The 15,513-nt window shown below is 70.9% G+C and carries 12 protein-coding genes; 4 read left to right on the forward strand and 8 right to left on the reverse strand.

Annotation, left to right across the window (positions count from 1 at the left end):
* Window positions 1-154: 154 nt before the first annotated feature.
* The 7 genes from AB0D57_RS45095 to mce form a co-directional block, all read right to left on the reverse strand.
* Window positions 155-1,000: an ABC transporter permease gene (locus tag AB0D57_RS45095; RefSeq protein WP_362088173.1), complete on the reverse strand. Its 846-nt coding sequence runs from the start codon at window positions 998-1,000 to the stop codon at window positions 155-157.
* Window positions 997-2,280: an ABC transporter ATP-binding protein gene (locus AB0D57_RS45100; RefSeq protein ID WP_362088175.1), complete on the reverse strand. Its 1,284-nt coding sequence runs from the start codon at window positions 2,278-2,280 to the stop codon at window positions 997-999. The genes AB0D57_RS45095 and AB0D57_RS45100 overlap by 4 nt, the downstream gene beginning before the upstream one ends.
* 209 nt (window positions 2,281-2,489) lie before the next feature.
* Entirely contained in the window at window positions 2,490-3,260 is a 771-nt protein-coding gene (locus tag AB0D57_RS45105) for an ABC transporter permease (RefSeq protein WP_362088178.1), read from the reverse strand.
* Window positions 3,261-3,262: 2 nt separating this feature from the next.
* Complete coding sequence (locus AB0D57_RS45110; RefSeq protein WP_362088180.1) at window positions 3,263-4,228, reverse strand: ABC transporter ATP-binding protein; 966 nt, start codon at window positions 4,226-4,228, stop codon at window positions 3,263-3,265.
* Window positions 4,229-4,417: 189 nt separating this feature from the next.
* Entirely contained in the window at window positions 4,418-5,353 is a 936-nt protein-coding gene (locus tag AB0D57_RS45115; protein WP_362088182.1) for a cellulose-binding protein, read from the reverse strand.
* Between the two features lie 183 nt (window positions 5,354-5,536).
* Window positions 5,537-9,388: a polarized growth protein Scy gene (scy, locus tag AB0D57_RS45120; protein WP_362088184.1), complete on the reverse strand. Its 3,852-nt coding sequence runs from the start codon at window positions 9,386-9,388 to the stop codon at window positions 5,537-5,539.
* Window positions 9,389-9,654: 266 nt separating this feature from the next.
* Window positions 9,655-10,095 carry a methylmalonyl-CoA epimerase gene (mce, locus tag AB0D57_RS45125; protein ID WP_362088189.1) on the reverse strand — a complete coding sequence of 147 codons (441 nt, stop codon included), beginning with the start codon at window positions 10,093-10,095 and terminating at the stop codon, window positions 9,655-9,657.
* Window positions 10,096-10,241: 146 nt separating this feature from the next.
* Between mce and AB0D57_RS45130 the strand changes: the two genes are divergently transcribed.
* Both AB0D57_RS45130 and meaB read left to right on the forward strand, forming a co-directional pair.
* Window positions 10,242-11,444, forward strand: coding sequence for an acetyl-CoA C-acetyltransferase (locus tag AB0D57_RS45130; RefSeq protein WP_362088191.1), 1,203 nt, complete (start codon window positions 10,242-10,244; stop codon window positions 11,442-11,444).
* 71 nt (window positions 11,445-11,515) lie between these two features.
* Window positions 11,516-12,472, forward strand: coding sequence for a methylmalonyl Co-A mutase-associated GTPase MeaB (gene meaB / locus AB0D57_RS45135; RefSeq protein ID WP_362088194.1), 957 nt, complete (start codon window positions 11,516-11,518; stop codon window positions 12,470-12,472).
* 37 nt (window positions 12,473-12,509) lie between these two features.
* Here meaB and AB0D57_RS45140 read toward each other — a convergent pair whose 3' ends face one another.
* Window positions 12,510-13,160, reverse strand: coding sequence for a PepSY domain-containing protein (locus AB0D57_RS45140; protein ID WP_362088196.1), 651 nt, complete (start codon window positions 13,158-13,160; stop codon window positions 12,510-12,512).
* 116 nt (window positions 13,161-13,276) lie between these two features.
* On the opposite strand from AB0D57_RS45140, the gene AB0D57_RS45145 reads away from it, so the two are divergent.
* Both AB0D57_RS45145 and AB0D57_RS45150 read left to right on the forward strand, forming a co-directional pair.
* Entirely contained in the window at window positions 13,277-13,939 is a 663-nt protein-coding gene (locus AB0D57_RS45145; RefSeq protein ID WP_362088198.1) for a response regulator transcription factor, read from the forward strand.
* Entirely contained in the window at window positions 13,936-15,417 is a 1,482-nt protein-coding gene (locus AB0D57_RS45150) for a HAMP domain-containing sensor histidine kinase (protein ID WP_362088200.1), read from the forward strand. The genes AB0D57_RS45145 and AB0D57_RS45150 overlap by 4 nt, the downstream gene beginning before the upstream one ends.
* Window positions 15,418-15,513 lie beyond the last annotated feature (96 nt).

Raw genomic sequence — 15,513 nt, forward strand, 5'->3', positions numbered from 1 at the left:
CTTCGCTCGAGCGGGGGGACCCCCATCGCGTCGACGCCCTCCTCCGCCTTGCAGCTGGACGCACCAAGCCCCGCTCGCCTGTGCTTATGAGGCACCGTTGCCTCCCTCCGGCCTGATCCGCCGGACAGGCCCTGGGCGACTTGTCTCTGCGACTTCACACGTCCCGGCGCTCCAGCAGCAGGAACGCGCCGGCGATCGCCGCCGCCGTCACCCCGACGAGCAGGCCCAGTTGCGCGCCGCCGCCCCCGCTCTCACCGTCGAGCTGGAAGATCGTGGCGAGGGAACTGGGCGCGTTGTAGTCCAGCATCTTCTCGCCGATGCTGCGCATGCTGTCGGTCAGCAGCAGGAACTCGGGCAGGATCGCGGGCACCAGGACGACACCGAGCATCGTGGTGATCGCGCCCGCCGAGTGCCGCAGCATCGAGCCCACCGCGAGCGAGAGAACCCCGAGCAGCGAGACGTACAGCGCGCCCTTGATCACCGAGCCGCCCCACGAGACCGGCGAGGAGCTGTCGTGCAGTCCCGCGGTCACCAGGCCGACCAGGCCGATGGCGAACGCCGAGACGACATACGCGACCGCGAAGAAGATGATCAGCTTGGCGGCGAGTACCCGGTGCCGCTGCGGCGAGGCCGTGAACGTGGTCCGGATCATGCCCGTGCCGTACTCGGACGAGACCACGAGGACGCCCAGGGTGATCAGGCAGATCTGCCCGAGGATCAGCCCGAAGAAGGCCGGGACCGTGTACGGCACGTCGCTGAAGTCGGAGTCCTGGGTCTGCGCCGCGACCAGGAACCCGATGCCGATCACCAGGAGCAGGAAGATGCCGAGCGTCCACATCGTGGAGCGCACCGACTTGATCTTCGTCCACTCGGAGCTGAGCGCGTGACCGAGGTGGGTGCGGGTGACCGGGATCGGCGAGGTGTACGAAGTGCCGGGCGCCGCCTGCCAGTTGGGTGCGGCGGCGGCCTGCTGCGGCATCGGGGGCTGGGGCGTGCTCATCGGGCGTCCTCGGGCTTGGTCAGGTCGGGGGCGGCAGGGGCGGCGGGTGCCGCGGAAGCCTGGGGGGCGGGCTGGGCGTACGGGTTGACGGCCGCGGCGCCGGGGGCGGCCGGAGCGGCCGGAGCACCGTACGGGCCGGGCTGAGCCGCACCCGGACCGCCCGGGCCACCCGGAGCCACCGGGACGCCCGGAGCGCCGTACGGGCCCGCCTGGGGCCCTCCCTGCGGCATCGCGAACGGCTGCCCGCCCTGCTGGGGCGGCGGCGGGGCGTACCAGCCGGGCTGGCCCTGGCCCGGCACCGGCATCTGCGGCGGCGGTATGGCGCCCGGCGGCAGCTCCTGCTGGAGTCCGGCCCGCTGGTCGGTCGTCGAGCGGTAGTCGACGGCGCCCTGCGTCATCCGCATGTACGCCTCCTCCAGCGAGGCCTGGTGCGGCGACAGCTCCCACAGGCGTACGTCGGAGGAGTGCGCGAGGTCGCTGATGCGCGCCAGCGGCAGGCCGGTGACACGGAGGGCGCCGTCCTGCTCGGGCAGTACCTGGCCGCCGGCCTCGGTCAGCGCGGCGGTGAGCTTCTCGCGCTGCTGCGGCTCGGTGTCCGGGGTGCGGACCCGGGCGAAGTCGGCCGAGTTGTGCGAGATGAAGTCCTTGATGTTCTGGTCGGCGAGCAGCTGCCCGCGGCCGATCACGATCAGGTGGTCGGCGGTCACCGCCATCTCGCTCATCAGGTGCGAGGAGACGAAGACCGTACGTCCCTCCGCCGCGAGTGCCTTCATCAGGTTGCGGACCCAGAGGATGCCCTCGGGGTCGAGGCCGTTGACCGGCTCGTCGAAGAGCAGCACCTGCGGGTCGCCGAGCAGCGCCGCCGCGATGCCGAGCCGCTGTCCCATGCCGAGCGAGAAGCCCTTGGAGCGCTTCTTGGCCACGTCCTGCAGGCCGACGACTCCGAGGACCTCGTCCACGCGGCGGGCCGGGATGCCCGAGAGCTGGGCGAGGCAGAGCAGGTGGTTGCGGGCGTGCCGGCCGCCGTGCACGGCCTTGGCGTCGAGGAGGGCACCGACCTGGCGGGGCGCGTTGGGCAGCTTGCGGTACGGGAAGCCGCCGATCGTGACCTGCCCCGAGGTCGGGTTGTCGAGGCCGAGGATCATCCGCATCGTGGTCGACTTGCCCGAGCCGTTGGGCCCGAGGAAGCCGGTGACGGCGCCCGGCCGCACCTGGAAGGAAAGGTTGTACACGGCCGTCTTGGCGCCGTAGCGCTTCGTCAGGCCGACTGCCTCGATCATGCTCCGCACCCATCGAAAGGTTCAGGACGTCGGGGCACACGCCCCCGTAAGGCTTAGGAGGATATCGGGGCGCTGACGGTTCCACTCAAGAGAAAGTAAAAAAACGCAGGTCACGCACGTGCTTTGGCAGGTGCGCGTCGTGGCTGGTCGGAGGGTGAAACGGAATCCCGAGGGGCGAAAAATGGAAACCTGTCAGATCTTCTCCGGCATCACGCGTCCCGTTTCTTGAGTAGCGCGTACCCCCCGATGAGAGCCGCGATCACCCATAGCGCCATGATCGCGAGACCGCCCCATGGCCCGTACGGAGTGTCGTCGTCGATCGGGGTCACCACTTGCATGATCTTGCTGCCGGCCTGGTCGGGCAGATAACGGCCGACCTTTTTGGTCGCGGAAACGGCGCCGAGGATGTTGGAGATCAGGAAGAAGAACGGCATCAGGATGCCGAGCGAGAGCATCGGACTGCGCAACATCGCCGCGACGCCCATCGAGAAAACGGCGATGAGCGTCATATAGAGCCCGCCGCCGATCACCGCGCGCAGCACGCCGGGGTCACCGATCGACGCCTTGTGCGGGCCGAGCATGGCCTGGCCGAGGAAGAAGGTGACGAAGCTGGTGATGATGCCGACCACGAAGGCGAGGCCCGCCGCGACGGCGATCTTGCTGAAGAGGAAGGTGCCGCGCTGCGGAACCGCGGCGAGCGAGGTGCGGATCATTCCGGTGCTGTACTCGTTGCCGACGACGAGCACCCCGAAGACGATCATCGCGAGCTGACCGAGGCTCATCCCCGCGAAGCTGATGAACGTCGGGTCGAAGGAGAGCCGGTCGTTCACGCTCATGCTGTCGAACTCGTTCTTCGACAGCAGCGAGATCAGGATGCCCAGGGCGATCGTGACGACCGCGGCGAGACCGAGCGTCCAGACGGTGGACGCGACGGACCGGATCTTGGTCCACTCGGACCTGAGGACCTGCGTCGCGGCCATGGTCAGTCGCCCTTCTTCCATTCGCCGCCCCAGACCGGGCCCGGAGCCGGTCGGACGTGGGTGTCCGCGTGCGCGTGGTACTCCACCGACTCCGCTGTCAGCTGCATGAACGCCTCCTCCAGGGAGGCCTGTTGCGGACTGAGTTCGTGCAGCACGATCTGGTGCTGCGCGGCCAGCTCGCCGATGCGCTCGGACTTCGAGCCGTCCACTTCGAGCGTTTCGCCGCCCGCCTCGACGACCGTGATGCCCGCCCCGTGCAGCACGTCGAGCAGCCGTTCGCGCTGGGGGGAGCGGATACGGACGTACGACCGGGAGTTCTGCTGGATGAAGTCGGCCATGGAGGTGTCGGCGAGGAGCCGTCCCTGGCCGATGACGACGATGTGGTCGGCGGTCAGCGCCATCTCGCTCATCAGATGGGAGGAGACGAAGACGGTACGGCCCTGGGCGGCAAGGGATTTCATGAGGTTGCGGATCCAGTGGATGCCCTCGGGGTCGAGGCCGTTGACCGGCTCGTCGAACATCAGGATCCGCGGGTCGCCGAGCAGCGCGCCCGCGATGCCCAGACGCTGGCCCATACCGAGCGAGAAGCCCTTGGCCTTCTGCCTCGCGACCGAGGTGAGGCCCACCGTGTCGAGGACCTCGTGCACCCGCGCTTTGGGGATGCCGTTGCTCTGGGCGAGGCAGAGCAGGTGACTGAAGGCGCTGCGGCCGCCGTGCATGGCCTTGGCGTCGAGCAAGGCGCCGATGTACTTCAGCGGGTCCTTGAGGTGGTCGTAGTGCTGTCCGTCGATCCGTACGTCGCCGGTGCTGGGGTGATCGAGACCGAGGATCATGCGCATGGTCGTGGACTTGCCGGCGCCGTTCGGTCCGAGGAAGCCGGTCACGATGCCGGGTCTGACGGCGAAGGTCAGATGGTTGACCGCCACCTTCTCGCCGTATCGTTTGGTCAGCCCCTCGAGCTCGATCATGCGGCAACGCTAAGACGGGCCCTTTGGCTGTGCCACTTGAACGGGTCTGGCCTGCCGCGTGTTCGCCGTTGCCGAGTGCCGCGCCGTTGGGGCTGTGACACCATGCCCGCGCCCACCTCAGCCTCGTATACATGGCAACGGCCCGCACCCCCGAGAAGCAGGGTGCGGGCCGGAGTCGATACCAGGAACTTACCGGGTCTGCTGGGCCGGAACCCCGCGGGAGATCGGCTCGTCCTCGGCCGGGGCGGTCGTGGCGGCCACCGCGGCGCCCGTGAGCGTGGCGAGCATCTCGCGGACGTTCGTCAGCTGGGCGTTGATCGAGTCGCGACGGTTCGTCAGCGCCGCCAGCTCGCGCTCGGATTCCGAGCGGATGCGGTCGGCCTTGGCGTTCGCGTCGGCCACGATGTCCTCGGCCTGGCGCTGAGCCGTCTCCACCGTCTGGCGGGCGCGACGCTCGGCGTCCGTGCGCAGCTTCTCGGCCTCCAGGCGCAGCTGCTCCGCGCGGTGCTCGATCTCCGCGAGGCGCTTCTCGGCCTTGGCCTGACGCGACGCCAGGTCGCGCTCGGACTGCTCGCGACGCTTGGCGAGGTTCGTCTCGAAGTCGGCGGCGGCCTGGGCGGCCTTCGCGCGGGTCTCCTCGAAGAGGGCGTCCGCCTCCTCGCGCTTGGACTGCGCGTCCTTCTGCGCCTCCTGGCGCAGCTGCGAGGCGTCGCTCTTGGCCTTCTCGACGATCCGGACGCCCTCGTCCTCCGCCTTGGCCTTGCGGTCCGCAGCGAACGATTCTGCGTCGTTGCGTACCTGCTGGGCCGCCGACTCGGCGAGCTCACGGTGCTGCTCGGACGCGCGACGGGCCTCCTCGCGCAGGTCCTTCGCCTCCTCCTCGGCGAGGCGGAGGATCTTCTCGACGCGCGCGCCGAGACCCGCATACGACGGCTCTGCGTCGCTGACCTGGGCCTGGGCGTTCTGCGTCTCGAGGTGGAGTTCCTCGATGCGCTTTTCCAGAGCAGTGATACGGGCCAGAGCGCTGTCACGGTCGGAGACGAGCTTCGAAATGCGTTCGTCCACCTGAGCGCGGTCGTACCCACGCCGCACAAGCTCGAAGCCGTAGGGGGAAGTGTCGCTCATGGGGTTCCTGTCGAATGAGACCGGTGAGGTGATAGGGGGAATCCTAGGGGTCAAAGCGGCGAGTCATCGAGCGGATGCGTGTTTGATCTGGAGAATGAGACTCCTTTTGGGTGGCTAACTGTCGGAGGACTTGCCAGAGCCTGTGTCAAAGGCCCTCGTGAAGCACGGAATTGGCACTTCTGGCTAGCCCTCTGACGACTTTCCACTCGAACGAGTCGCGCCGACGGCAGCGCCCGCCTTGACCCCACCGTCCTTGTTACCGGTGGGGGCCTCAAAGGACTCCAAAGCCTCCAGGACGTCCTGGACACGGGAAATCTCCGCGTTGATGTCCTCGCGCCGGCGGACCAGCACCTCGAGCTCGCGCTTGCCCTCCTCGACCGCGCGCCGCGCCTCACGGATGGCCTCGGCCTTGATCTCCGTCGCCTCGGCGACGAGCGATGTCTTCTTCTGCTCGGCCTCCTTGAGGAGACCCTCGGCCTTCCTGACGGCGGCGATCCGGACCTTGCTCGCTTCGGAGTTGGCCTCCGAAACCAGGTCCTTCGCCTTCGCCTCGGCCTCGGCGAGCTGGTCCTCGGCAGCCTTCACGAGCGCGTCGCAGCGCTCGCCGGCCGTCTTCATCGTCTCCGCCGACTCACGGCGGGCCCGCTCGTGCAGCTCCTCGATCTCGCCGGTGATCCGGTCCCGCAGCTCCTCCGCGCGCTCCCTGATGGCCGTCGCGTCCCGGCGCGCGCCGACCAGCAGCTCGTCCGCGTCCGTACGGGACCGCTCCACGAGGGAGTTGCCCTCGATGGTCGCTTCGGAGACCAGCCGCTCGGCCTCGTTGCGCGCGGCGCCGACCATCGAGTCGGCCTGCGCCTCGGCGTCCGCCGTGGTCTTCTGCGCGGACTGCTGCGCCTCGGCGAGCAGCTTGTCGGCCTCGGACGCCGTCTCCGTGATGAGCGTGTCGACCTGCTCGGCCGCCTCGGAGCGCCGTTTGTTGGCCTCCTGGCGTGCCGCGTCCAGCGTCCGGTCCGCTTCCTCGCGCGCGGCCGACGTGAGCCGCTCGGCCTCCGACTCCGCCTCGGACTTGAGCCGCTCGGACTCGCTGCGGATCCGCTCGGCGTGCTGCTGCGCGGAACCGACCGTCTCGGCGGCCTCGGCGCGCAGCCGCTCGGCCTCCCCGGTCGCGTCCGAGACCAACTGGTCCGCCGTGGCCACGGATTCCGCGCGGACCCGCTCGGCCTCCGCGTTCGTCTCCGTGGTGAGCCGCTCGGCCTCGGAACGCGCCTCGTTGATGAGTGTGTCCACCTGCGTGGCCGCGTCCGAACGGATCCGGTTCGCGTCCTCCCGGGCCTCCGCGCGGGTGCGCGAGGCGTCCTGCTCGGCGCCCGCGATCGTGTCCGACGCCTCGGTCCGGATCCGCTGGGCGTGCTCGGCGGCGTCCGAGCGCAGCCGCTCGGACTCGGCGATCGCCTCCGAAACCGTGCGCTCCGCAAGGGACTTGGCGGCTTCCGTCTCCGCGGCGGCCTGGCGCCGAATGCGGCCCGCGTCCTCGGACGCCCGCTCCCGCTCCGCGTACGCGTCGGCGCGGACCCGGTCCGCTTCCTCCTGCGCCTCGGTGCGGGTACGGTCCGCGGCGTGCTCGGCGGCGCTGCGCAGGCCCGTGATCTCGTCCTGGGCCTGCTCGTGCAGCCCGGCCACGGAGTCACGCACCTGCTGCGCGGTCTGCTCGGCGTTCGAGACCATCTCGGTGGCGCGCCGGTCGGCCTCCTCGACCAGCCGTACGGCCTCGGTCTGGGCCTCCTCCACGCGGTTGCGGGCGGACGCGAGGAGTTCCTCGCTCTGCTCGCGGGCCCGCTCACGCTCCTGGCCGGCCTCCTGGCGTGCCGAACCGAGGAGCTCCTCGGCCTCGCGGCGACGCCGGACAGCCTCCTCCTGGGCGGCGGCCAGCGTCTCGGCACCCTCGGACGCCAGCCGCTCGGCCGCGGCCTGCGCCTCCGCCCGTACCCGATCGGCGCTGTCCTGGGCCTCCGACTTCAGCCGCTCGGCCTCCGCCGCGGCCTCCGAACGCAGTCGTACGGCGATGGACTCGCCCTCGGCCCGCGAGGCGGACGCGTCCGCGGCGGCCTCGTCGCGCAGCCGCTCGGCCTCCGCCTCGGCCTGCGCCTGGAGCGTGCGCAGCCGCTCGGCGGCCTCGCCGCGCAGCCGGTCCGTCTCCTCGGCGGCCTCGCGGCGGATCCGCTCGGCCTCCGCCCGCGCGTCGCTGAGCGCCTGCTCGGCCGAGGCGAGCCGCTGCTCGGCCTCGGTGTGCAGCCGGGTCAGCTCCTCGGCGGCATCCGCCCGGCGGGCCGCTATGGCCCGCTCGGTCTCCTCGCGCATCCCCTCGGAGGCCCGCTCGGCCTCCGCCTTGATCGTGTCGGCCAGCTCGACGGCCTCGGCGCGATTGCGCTCGGCCTCCTTGCGGGTGCGCTCCAGGGTCTCCTCGGCCTGGCGGCGCAACGTGGTCGCCCGCTCGATGGCCTCGGTGCGAACGCGCTCACTGTCGCTGGTGGCGGTGGCGCGCAGTTCGTCCGCGTCCGCCTTGGCCTTCGCGAGCAGTTCCTCAGCGGTCTTGGCCGCTTCCTCGATCTGCTGTACGGCCTCACGCCGGGCCTCGGCGCGAATGCGCTCGCCCTCGGCCACCGCGTCGGCGCGCAGCTGCTCGGCGTCGCCGCGCAGCCGGCGCGCCTCCTCCTGCAGCTCGACCGTCTTGGCCCGGTACTCCTTGGTGTCGTCCTTCGCCGTGCCCTTGAGCTGCTCGGCGATGTCGTGCGCCTCGGCGCGCAGCCGGTCCGCCTCGGTCTCCGCCTCGGTGCGGATCCGCTCGGCCTCCTCGGCCGCCGCCTTCGTGGTCGCCTTGGCCTCGTCGGACGCCTTGTTCAGTACGTCCTCGGCGGTACGGGCCGCCTTGGCCAGCTGGGACGCCGTCTCCTCGGCGGTGAGGCTGCGGGCGGTCTCCTCGGCCTCCGCGACGATCTGCTCGGCCTTGGTACGCGCGTCGGCGACGACCTGCTCGGCCTCCGACTTGGTGTTCTCGGCCTCCTGGTTGGCCTCGCTGACCAGCCGGGCGACCTGCTCCTTCGCCGTACGGGTGCGCTGCTCGTTCGCCGACTCCGCGCTGGAGAGGGCCTTGGCCGCGGCCTCCTTCGCCTCGGCCACGAGCTTGTCCGCCTCGGACCGCGCCTCGCGCAGCGCTCCCTCGGCCTCCGTCATGCGCTGCTCGGCGGCCCGGCTCAGCTCGGTGGCCTGGCGGCGGGCGGAATCCGACTCGGTCGCCGTGGAGCTGCGCAGCTGCTCGGCGTGGTCGGTGGCTTCCTGGGCCTGCGTGGACGCGGCGTTCAGCAGCCGCTCGGCGTCCGTGCGGGCCCGGCGCAGCAGTGCCTCGGCCTCCGCGCGGGCCGACTCGGCGTCGGTCGTGAGCCGCTGACGGGCCTCGGCGGCGATCCGCTCGGCCTCGGTGCGGGCGGCGCTCAGCGCCTGGTCGGCCTCGGTGCGCGACTCCTCCAGGAGCCGGCGCGCCTGCTGCTCGCTGCGGGCGCGCAGTTGCTCGGCCCACGCCACGTTCTCGTTGACGTGCGACTCGACGGTCTGGCGGCGCTCGGCCAGCTCCTGATCGAGCTGCTGGCGCCGCGTGACCGCCTCGGTGTGCAGCTCGGCCTGCAGCCGGGCGGCCTTCTCGGCGTGCTCCTGCAGGATGCGCTGCGTCTGCGCACGGGCCTGACTCATCTCGCGCTCGGCATCGGCGCGCAGCTGGTCGGCCTGCATCTGGGCATTACGGAGCAGCTGCTCGGCCTGATAGCCGAGGTCGCCGCCGCTCTCGTAGGCAGGCCGGGTCGCCAGACTGCGCCGCGCCTCGTGCAGCTTGGCGCGCAGCACCTCGACCTGGTAGCCGAGGTCCTCGGCGTGCTGGATCGCCTTTTCCCGCTCGGTCTTCAGCCGCTCCATCTCGGCCTCGAACCGAGAGAGGTGGTCGACGTCAGCCGCCGGCTCTCGCTCCTGGCGTTCGTAGCCCCGCACTGCGCGGTCCCATCCGTCCCCTGGTCGCAAGTCTCTCCAAACGAGCCCCGTCCATCCGCCGAACGGTGCCCCCGGGGAATGGTGTCAGATCAGCAGCGCAGCACGGGCTGTCGCCCCGACGCTCGTCCCCCGAAACCTGGACCCCGGCCCTTGGTCAAGCCGCCGCGAGGACGGCATGACCTCGGGGCCTGTCACCGGACAGGCCCCGGCGCCGCCCCGAAATGGCAGCGGTCGTCCCCAACCCTACCGGCCCAGATATACGGAGGTCAGTGCTCAGGTGACTCAACAGCCGCCGAAGTGACCAGTTCTGTCAGGACACCGTGGCAATCCTTCGGGTGAAGGAAGGTGATTCGGGAGCCCATGGAGCCGCGTCGGGGCTCGTCATAGAGGACTCGTACGCCTTTGTCCCTGATGTCGGTGGCGTCGGCGTCGACGTCCGCCGTGCCGAAGGCGATGTGATGGACACCCTCACCATTCTTCGCCAGCCACTTCCCGACGGCGGAATCTTCCCGCGTCGGCTCCAGGAGCTGGAGGTAGGAGGCGCCGCCGTCGGACGTCTCATTGATCTTGAGCATGGCCTCGCGCACGCCCTGCTCTTCGTTCACCTCGGAGTGGTGGACCTCGAAGCCGTATGTCGCCCGGTAGAACTCGACTGTCTTGTCGAGGTCGAAGCAGGCGATCCCGATGTGGTCGATTCGCGTCAGCATGGTGTTAGTGGAGCGCTCCCGCGGCGGTTACGCAACGTGCGCGCGATCACACTGACCGCCGGATGACGGGTGGCCTACCGCTCAGTACATTCAAGTAAACCCTCGTTCACTCCTCAGCTGTGCAGGCTGAAAGGGGATCGCACCACATGTCTGGAACGAACAGCACGACCTCGGTGATCGTCGCGGGTGCTCGCACCCCGATGGGACGGTTGCTCGGCTCACTGAAGAGCTTCTCCGGAGCCGACCTCGGTGGCTTCGCGATCAAGTCCGCCCTCGACCGTGCGGGTATCGGTGGCGACCAGGTGCAGTACGTGATCATGGGTCAGGTGCTGCAGGCCGGCGCAGGGCAGATCCCGGCACGACAGGCAGCCGTCAAGGCGGGCATCCCGATGAGCGTTCCGGCGCTCACCATCAACAAGGTGTGTCTGTCCGGCCTCGACGCGATCGCGCTGGCGGACCAGTTGATCCGAGCCGGTGAATTCGACGTCGTCGTCGCGGGCGGCCAGGAATCCATGACGAACGCGCCGCACCTGCTCCCGAAATCCCGCGAGGGATTCAAGTACGGCGCCATCGAGATGCTCGACGCCATGGCGTACGACGGTCTCACGGACGCCTTCGAGAACATCGCCATGGGTGAGTCGACCGAGAAGCACAACACCCGCCTCGGCATCGCCCGCCCCGAGCAGGACGAGATCGCGGCCCTGTCGCACCAGCGTGCGGCCGCCGCGCAGAAGAACGGAATCTTCGAGGCGGAGATCACGCCGATCGAGATTCCGCAGCGGCGTGGTGAGCCGGTCGTCTTCAGCCAGGACGAGGGCATCCGCGCCGAGACCACGGTGGAGTCGCTCGGCAAACTGCGCCCCGCGTTCACCAAGGACGGCACCATCACGGCCGGTACGTCCTCGCAGATCTCGGACGGCGCCGCCGCCGTCGTGGTCATGAGCAAGGCGAAGGCGCAGGAACTCGGCCTCGACTGGATCGCCGAGATCGGCGCGCACGGCAACGTCGCCGGACCGGACAACTCCCTCCAGTCCCAGCCCTCGAACGCCATCCAGCACGCCCTGAAGAAGGAGGGACTCGAGGTCGAGGACCTCGACCTCATCGAGATCAACGAAGCGTTCGCCGCGGTCGCGGTGCAGTCAATGAAGGACCTCGGTGTATCCACGGAAAGGGTGAACGTCAACGGTGGCGCCATCGCCCTCGGTCACCCGATCGGAATGTCGGGCGCCCGGCTCGTACTGCACCTCGCCCTCGAGCTGAAGCGGCGCGGTGGCGGAGTCGGTGCGGCGGCGCTGTGCGGTGGCGGCGGGCAGGGTGACGCGCTGATCGTGCGGGTACCCAAGGCCTGAGTCCTTCTGTACGGCTGTTCTTCCGTACGGCTGTTACGTCTCTACTCGGATCTACTCGGAACGGAGCTGTGATGCAGGACGTCTCCTCACTGGTGGCCCAGGCCAGGGAAGGCCGGCCGCGGGCAGTGGCCCGGCTGATCTCCCTGGTGGAGGGGGCGTCCCCGCAGCTGCGCGAGGTCATGGCGGCGCTGGCTCCGCTGGCCGGCGGGGCGTACGTCGTCGGGCTCACCGGGTCGCCGGGTGTCGGCAAGTCGACGTCGACCTCGGGGCTGGTGACCGCCTACCGGCGGCAGGGGAAGCGGGTCGGCGTCCTGGCCGTCGACCCGTCGTCCCCGTTCTCCGGGGGCGCGCTGCTGGGCGACCGCGTCCGCATGTCCGAGCACGCGTCGGACCCCGGGGTGTACATCCGCTCGATGGCGACGCGCGGCCACCTCGGCGGACTCGCCTGGGCGGCACCCCAGGCCATCCGCGTCCTCGACGCGGCGGGCTGCGACGTGATCCTGGTGGAGACGGTGGGCGTGGGCCAGTCGGAGGTCGAGATCGCCTCCCAGGCCGACACCTCGGTCGTTCTCCTTGCCCCCGGCATGGGCGACGGCATCCAGGCGGCCAAGGCCGGAATCCTGGAGATCGGCGACGTGTACGTGGTCAACAAGGCCGACCGTGACGGCGCCGACGCCACCGCCCGTGAGTTGAACCACATGCTCGGCCTCGGCGAGTCCCGGAGCCCCGGCGACTGGCGTCCCCCCATCGTCAAGACGGTCGCAGCCCGGGGCGAGGGCATCGACGAGGTCGTCGAGGCCCTGGAGAAGCACCGGGCGTGGATGGAGGAGCACGGCGTCCTCGCCTCGCGCCGCCTCGCCCGCGCCTCACAGGAGGTCGAGACGATCGCCGTCACGGCCCTACGGGAGCGGATCGGGGACCTGCACGGCGACCGCCGCCTCAGCGCACTCGCGGAGCGGATCGTGGCGGGAGAGCTGGATCCTTACCGGGCGGCCGACTCGCTGGTGGAGGGGCTGACGGAGGGCTGACGGGGCGAGTTCCGCGCCCCCGCCGGGAGCGGTGTGGTCAGTCGTCGTCCGACTGAACCGCCGTCACCTTGCCCGTGCCCAGGTCCACCCGCCACTCCCGTTCCACGCCCTGCGACGTCCGGGTCTCCGCCTCCCATGCGGGGGCCCGGCCGCCGTCGTCCTCCAGGTCGACCGAGGTGACCACGCCCTTCGCGGCGGCGGCCCGCGCCGCCTGGGCCGCGGTCGTCGACGCGCCCTTCAGCGCGGCCCGTACCTCGGCGGTGCCGTCCTCGTGCTCCACGTGCGAACCGAGGACCCGCCCCGTGCTCAGATCGACCCGGACGCTGTGCCAGGTGTCGTCCACGGCCAGGACGGCGACGTCCCAGACCACGGCGCCCTTGTGGTCGTCGAGTTCCGCCGACACGGCCGTCCCCGGCGCGTGCCGCAGCGCGGCGGCGATGGCGTCGGAGGCCGTCACCTCGATCGACGTCACCCGCACCGAGTCGTCGGAGGCATCGGAGTCTTCGTCACGGTCGCTGTCGGCGCGGTCATCACGTACGAGAACCACGCGCGCCGCGTCCTCCGCCGCCCGCGCGGTCGACTGCCGCGTCGGCGACCCGCCGTCCGCCGTGACCGCCAGTGCCGTCGCGGTACCGCCCCCGATCAGGGCCGCGGCGGCGACGGTGGCGATGACGATGTTGCGCTTCATGTGGGTTCCTCCCGAGTCGTTTCGCTGTCGACTCGGATCAATCTGCGCGACCGACGCTGAAGGCAGCCTGAAGCCGGCTGAAGGGTTCTTCAGGATCGGTTTGCCACCCTTGGCTCATGCGCCTGTTGATCGTGGAGGACGAGAAGCGGCTGGCCCTGTCGCTCGCCAAGGGCCTGACGGCCGAGGGCTACGCCGTGGACGTCGTCCACGACGGGCTCGAAGGGCTGCACCGCGCCACGGAAGGGACGTACGACCTCGTCGTCCTCGACATCATGCTGCCCGGCATGAACGGCTACCGCGTCTGCGCCACCCTCCGCGCCGCCGGCCACGACGTGCCGATCCTCATGCTCACCGCCAAGGACGGCGAGTACGACGAGGCCGAGGGGCTCGACACCGGCGCCGACGACTACCTGACCAAGCCCTTCTCGTACGTGGTGCTGGTCGCCCGGATCAAGGCGCTGCTGCGCCGGCGCGGGCAGGCCGGTGCCTCGCCCGTCCGCATCCTCGGCCGGCTCAAGGTCGACACCGCCGCCCGGCGCGTCTTCAACGGCGACGCGGAAGTCGCCCTCACCACCAAGGAGTTCTCCGTACTCGAGCAGCTCGTGCTGCGGCCCGGGGAGGTGGTCTCCAAGGCCGAGATCCTCGAACACGTCTGGGACTTCGCGTACGACGGCGACCCCAACATCGTCGAGGTGTACGTCAGCACCCTGCGCCGCAAGCTCGGCGCCGAGCTGATCCGGACCGTGCGCGGCGCCGGGTACCGGCTGGAGGCGAGGTGAGCCGCCGCGACCGCCCCGGTCACCCCGGTCGCCTCTTCGGGTCCGTACGGGCCAAGGCGACGCTCGGCGCCACCCTCGTCGTGGCCGTCGCCCTGGTCGCCGCCGGTGCCGCCGTACTGCTGTCCCTGCGTGCCAACCTGGTCGACCAGGCGGACGCGCAGGCCGACTCCGCCGCCCGCCGGGTCGCCTCGCAACTGGCGGCGGGGATCGCGTACGGGGAGCTGGCGTGGGCGGACGACGAGGAGCACCCGGTCCAGGTCGCCGACGAGCGGGGACGGCTGGTGGCCGCGAGTGAGGACCTGGACGGAGTCAGCGGGACGGGCGTGACCGTCGTGCGGCCCAGTGGCGACGCGGGTACCGAGGACGATGACGACGATCACGGCAAGGACGACGACGACCCCGCGGTCGGGCAGATCTCCGAAGAAGTGCGGTACACCCGGGGCACCGCCACCGTCGACGGGGACACCGAGGACTACCGGTTCGCGGCCGTCGAGGTGACCACGCCCCGGGACGTCACCCTGACCGTGTACGCGGGCGCCCCGCTCTCCGCCGAACAGGGCGCCGTCGGGACCGCGTTGACGGCCATGCTGATCGGGCTGCCGCTGCTCCTGGTGACGGTCGGCACGGTGACCTGGCTGGTGACCCGGCGTGCCCTGCGGCCCGTGGAGGGCATCCGGCGCGAGATGGCCGCCATCACCGCCTCGGCGGACCTCGCGCGGCGCGTGCCCGTGCCGGACACGCAGGACGAGGTGGCTCGGCTGGCCCGGACGACCAACGAGACGCTGGCCGCCCTGGAGACGTCCGTGGACCGGCAGCGGCGGTTCGTCGCCGACGCCTCGCACGAACTCCGCAGCCCCATCGCCTCCCTGCGCACCCAGCTCGAAGTGGGCGCCGCACACCCGGAGCTGCTGGATGTGGCGGGGGCGGTGGAGGACACCGTACGGCTGCAACGGCTCGCCGCCGACCTGCTGTTGCTGGCCCGGCTGGACGCGGGGGAGCGGCCGGGGGACGCGCGTTTCGGCCTCGGCGTGCTTGCCCGGGAGGCGGTCGAGCGGCGGCCCGGTGTCACGGTCGACGCCGACGATGTCGAGGTGACCGGATCCCGGGGGCAGGTGGCGCGGCTGCTGGCGAATCTGCTGGACAACGCGCAGCGGCACGCCGGGGAGCGGGTCGCGGTCGAGCTGCGCACGGACGGGACCTGGACCGTGCTGACGGTCGCCGACGACGGGGAGGGGATTCCCGAGGACCAGCGGGAGCGGGTCTTCGAACGGTTCGTACGCCTCGACGAGTCCCGCAGCCGCGACGACGGCGGAGCCGGCCTGGGCCTCGCCATCGCCCGCGACATCGCACTACGCCACGGGGGATCACTCACGGCCCACCAGGCTCCGGCAGGCGGAGCACTGTTCGAACTCCGCCTGCCTCGCGCCCCCCAGCGGCGCGGGGAACTGCACGACCAGCCACAAACAACTCGCGGCTAGGGCCTGTCGTTTGGATCACCCCGCGTCCGCGGCGTCCGTGAGCAGCGCGGGGTGCGAGCCGCCGGGGCCGAGCGGGCCCTGCATGTCGAGCAGCAC

The organism is Streptomyces sp. NPDC048275 (assembly GCF_040652275.1).
Lineage (GTDB): Bacteria > Actinomycetota > Actinomycetes > Streptomycetales > Streptomycetaceae > Streptomyces.

Bases quoted from the DNA above. Each gene is read 5' to 3' on its own strand.
- AB0D57_RS45115 (WP_362088182.1), bottom strand. From the start codon at position 5,353: ATGAGCGACACTTCCCCCTACGGCTTCGAGCTTGTGCGGCGTGGGTAC.
- AB0D57_RS45130 (WP_362088191.1), top strand. From the start codon at position 10,242: ATGTCTGGAACGAACAGCACGACCTCGGTGATCGTCGCGGGTGCTCGC.
- AB0D57_RS45140 (WP_362088196.1), bottom strand. From the start codon at position 13,160: ATGAAGCGCAACATCGTCATCGCCACCGTCGCCGCCGCGGCCCTGATC.
- AB0D57_RS45145 (WP_362088198.1), top strand. From the start codon at position 13,277: ATGCGCCTGTTGATCGTGGAGGACGAGAAGCGGCTGGCCCTGTCGCTC.
- AB0D57_RS45110 (WP_362088180.1), bottom strand. From the start codon at position 4,228: ATGATCGAGCTCGAGGGGCTGACCAAACGATACGGCGAGAAGGTGGCG.
- mce (WP_362088189.1), bottom strand. From the start codon at position 10,095: ATGCTGACGCGAATCGACCACATCGGGATCGCCTGCTTCGACCTCGAC.
- AB0D57_RS45095 (WP_362088173.1), bottom strand. From the start codon at position 1,000: ATGAGCACGCCCCAGCCCCCGATGCCGCAGCAGGCCGCCGCCGCACCC.
- AB0D57_RS45100 (WP_362088175.1), bottom strand. From the start codon at position 2,280: ATGATCGAGGCAGTCGGCCTGACGAAGCGCTACGGCGCCAAGACGGCC.
- meaB (WP_362088194.1), top strand. From the start codon at position 11,516: ATGCAGGACGTCTCCTCACTGGTGGCCCAGGCCAGGGAAGGCCGGCCG.
- AB0D57_RS45105 (WP_362088178.1), bottom strand. From the start codon at position 3,260: ATGGCCGCGACGCAGGTCCTCAGGTCCGAGTGGACCAAGATCCGGTCC.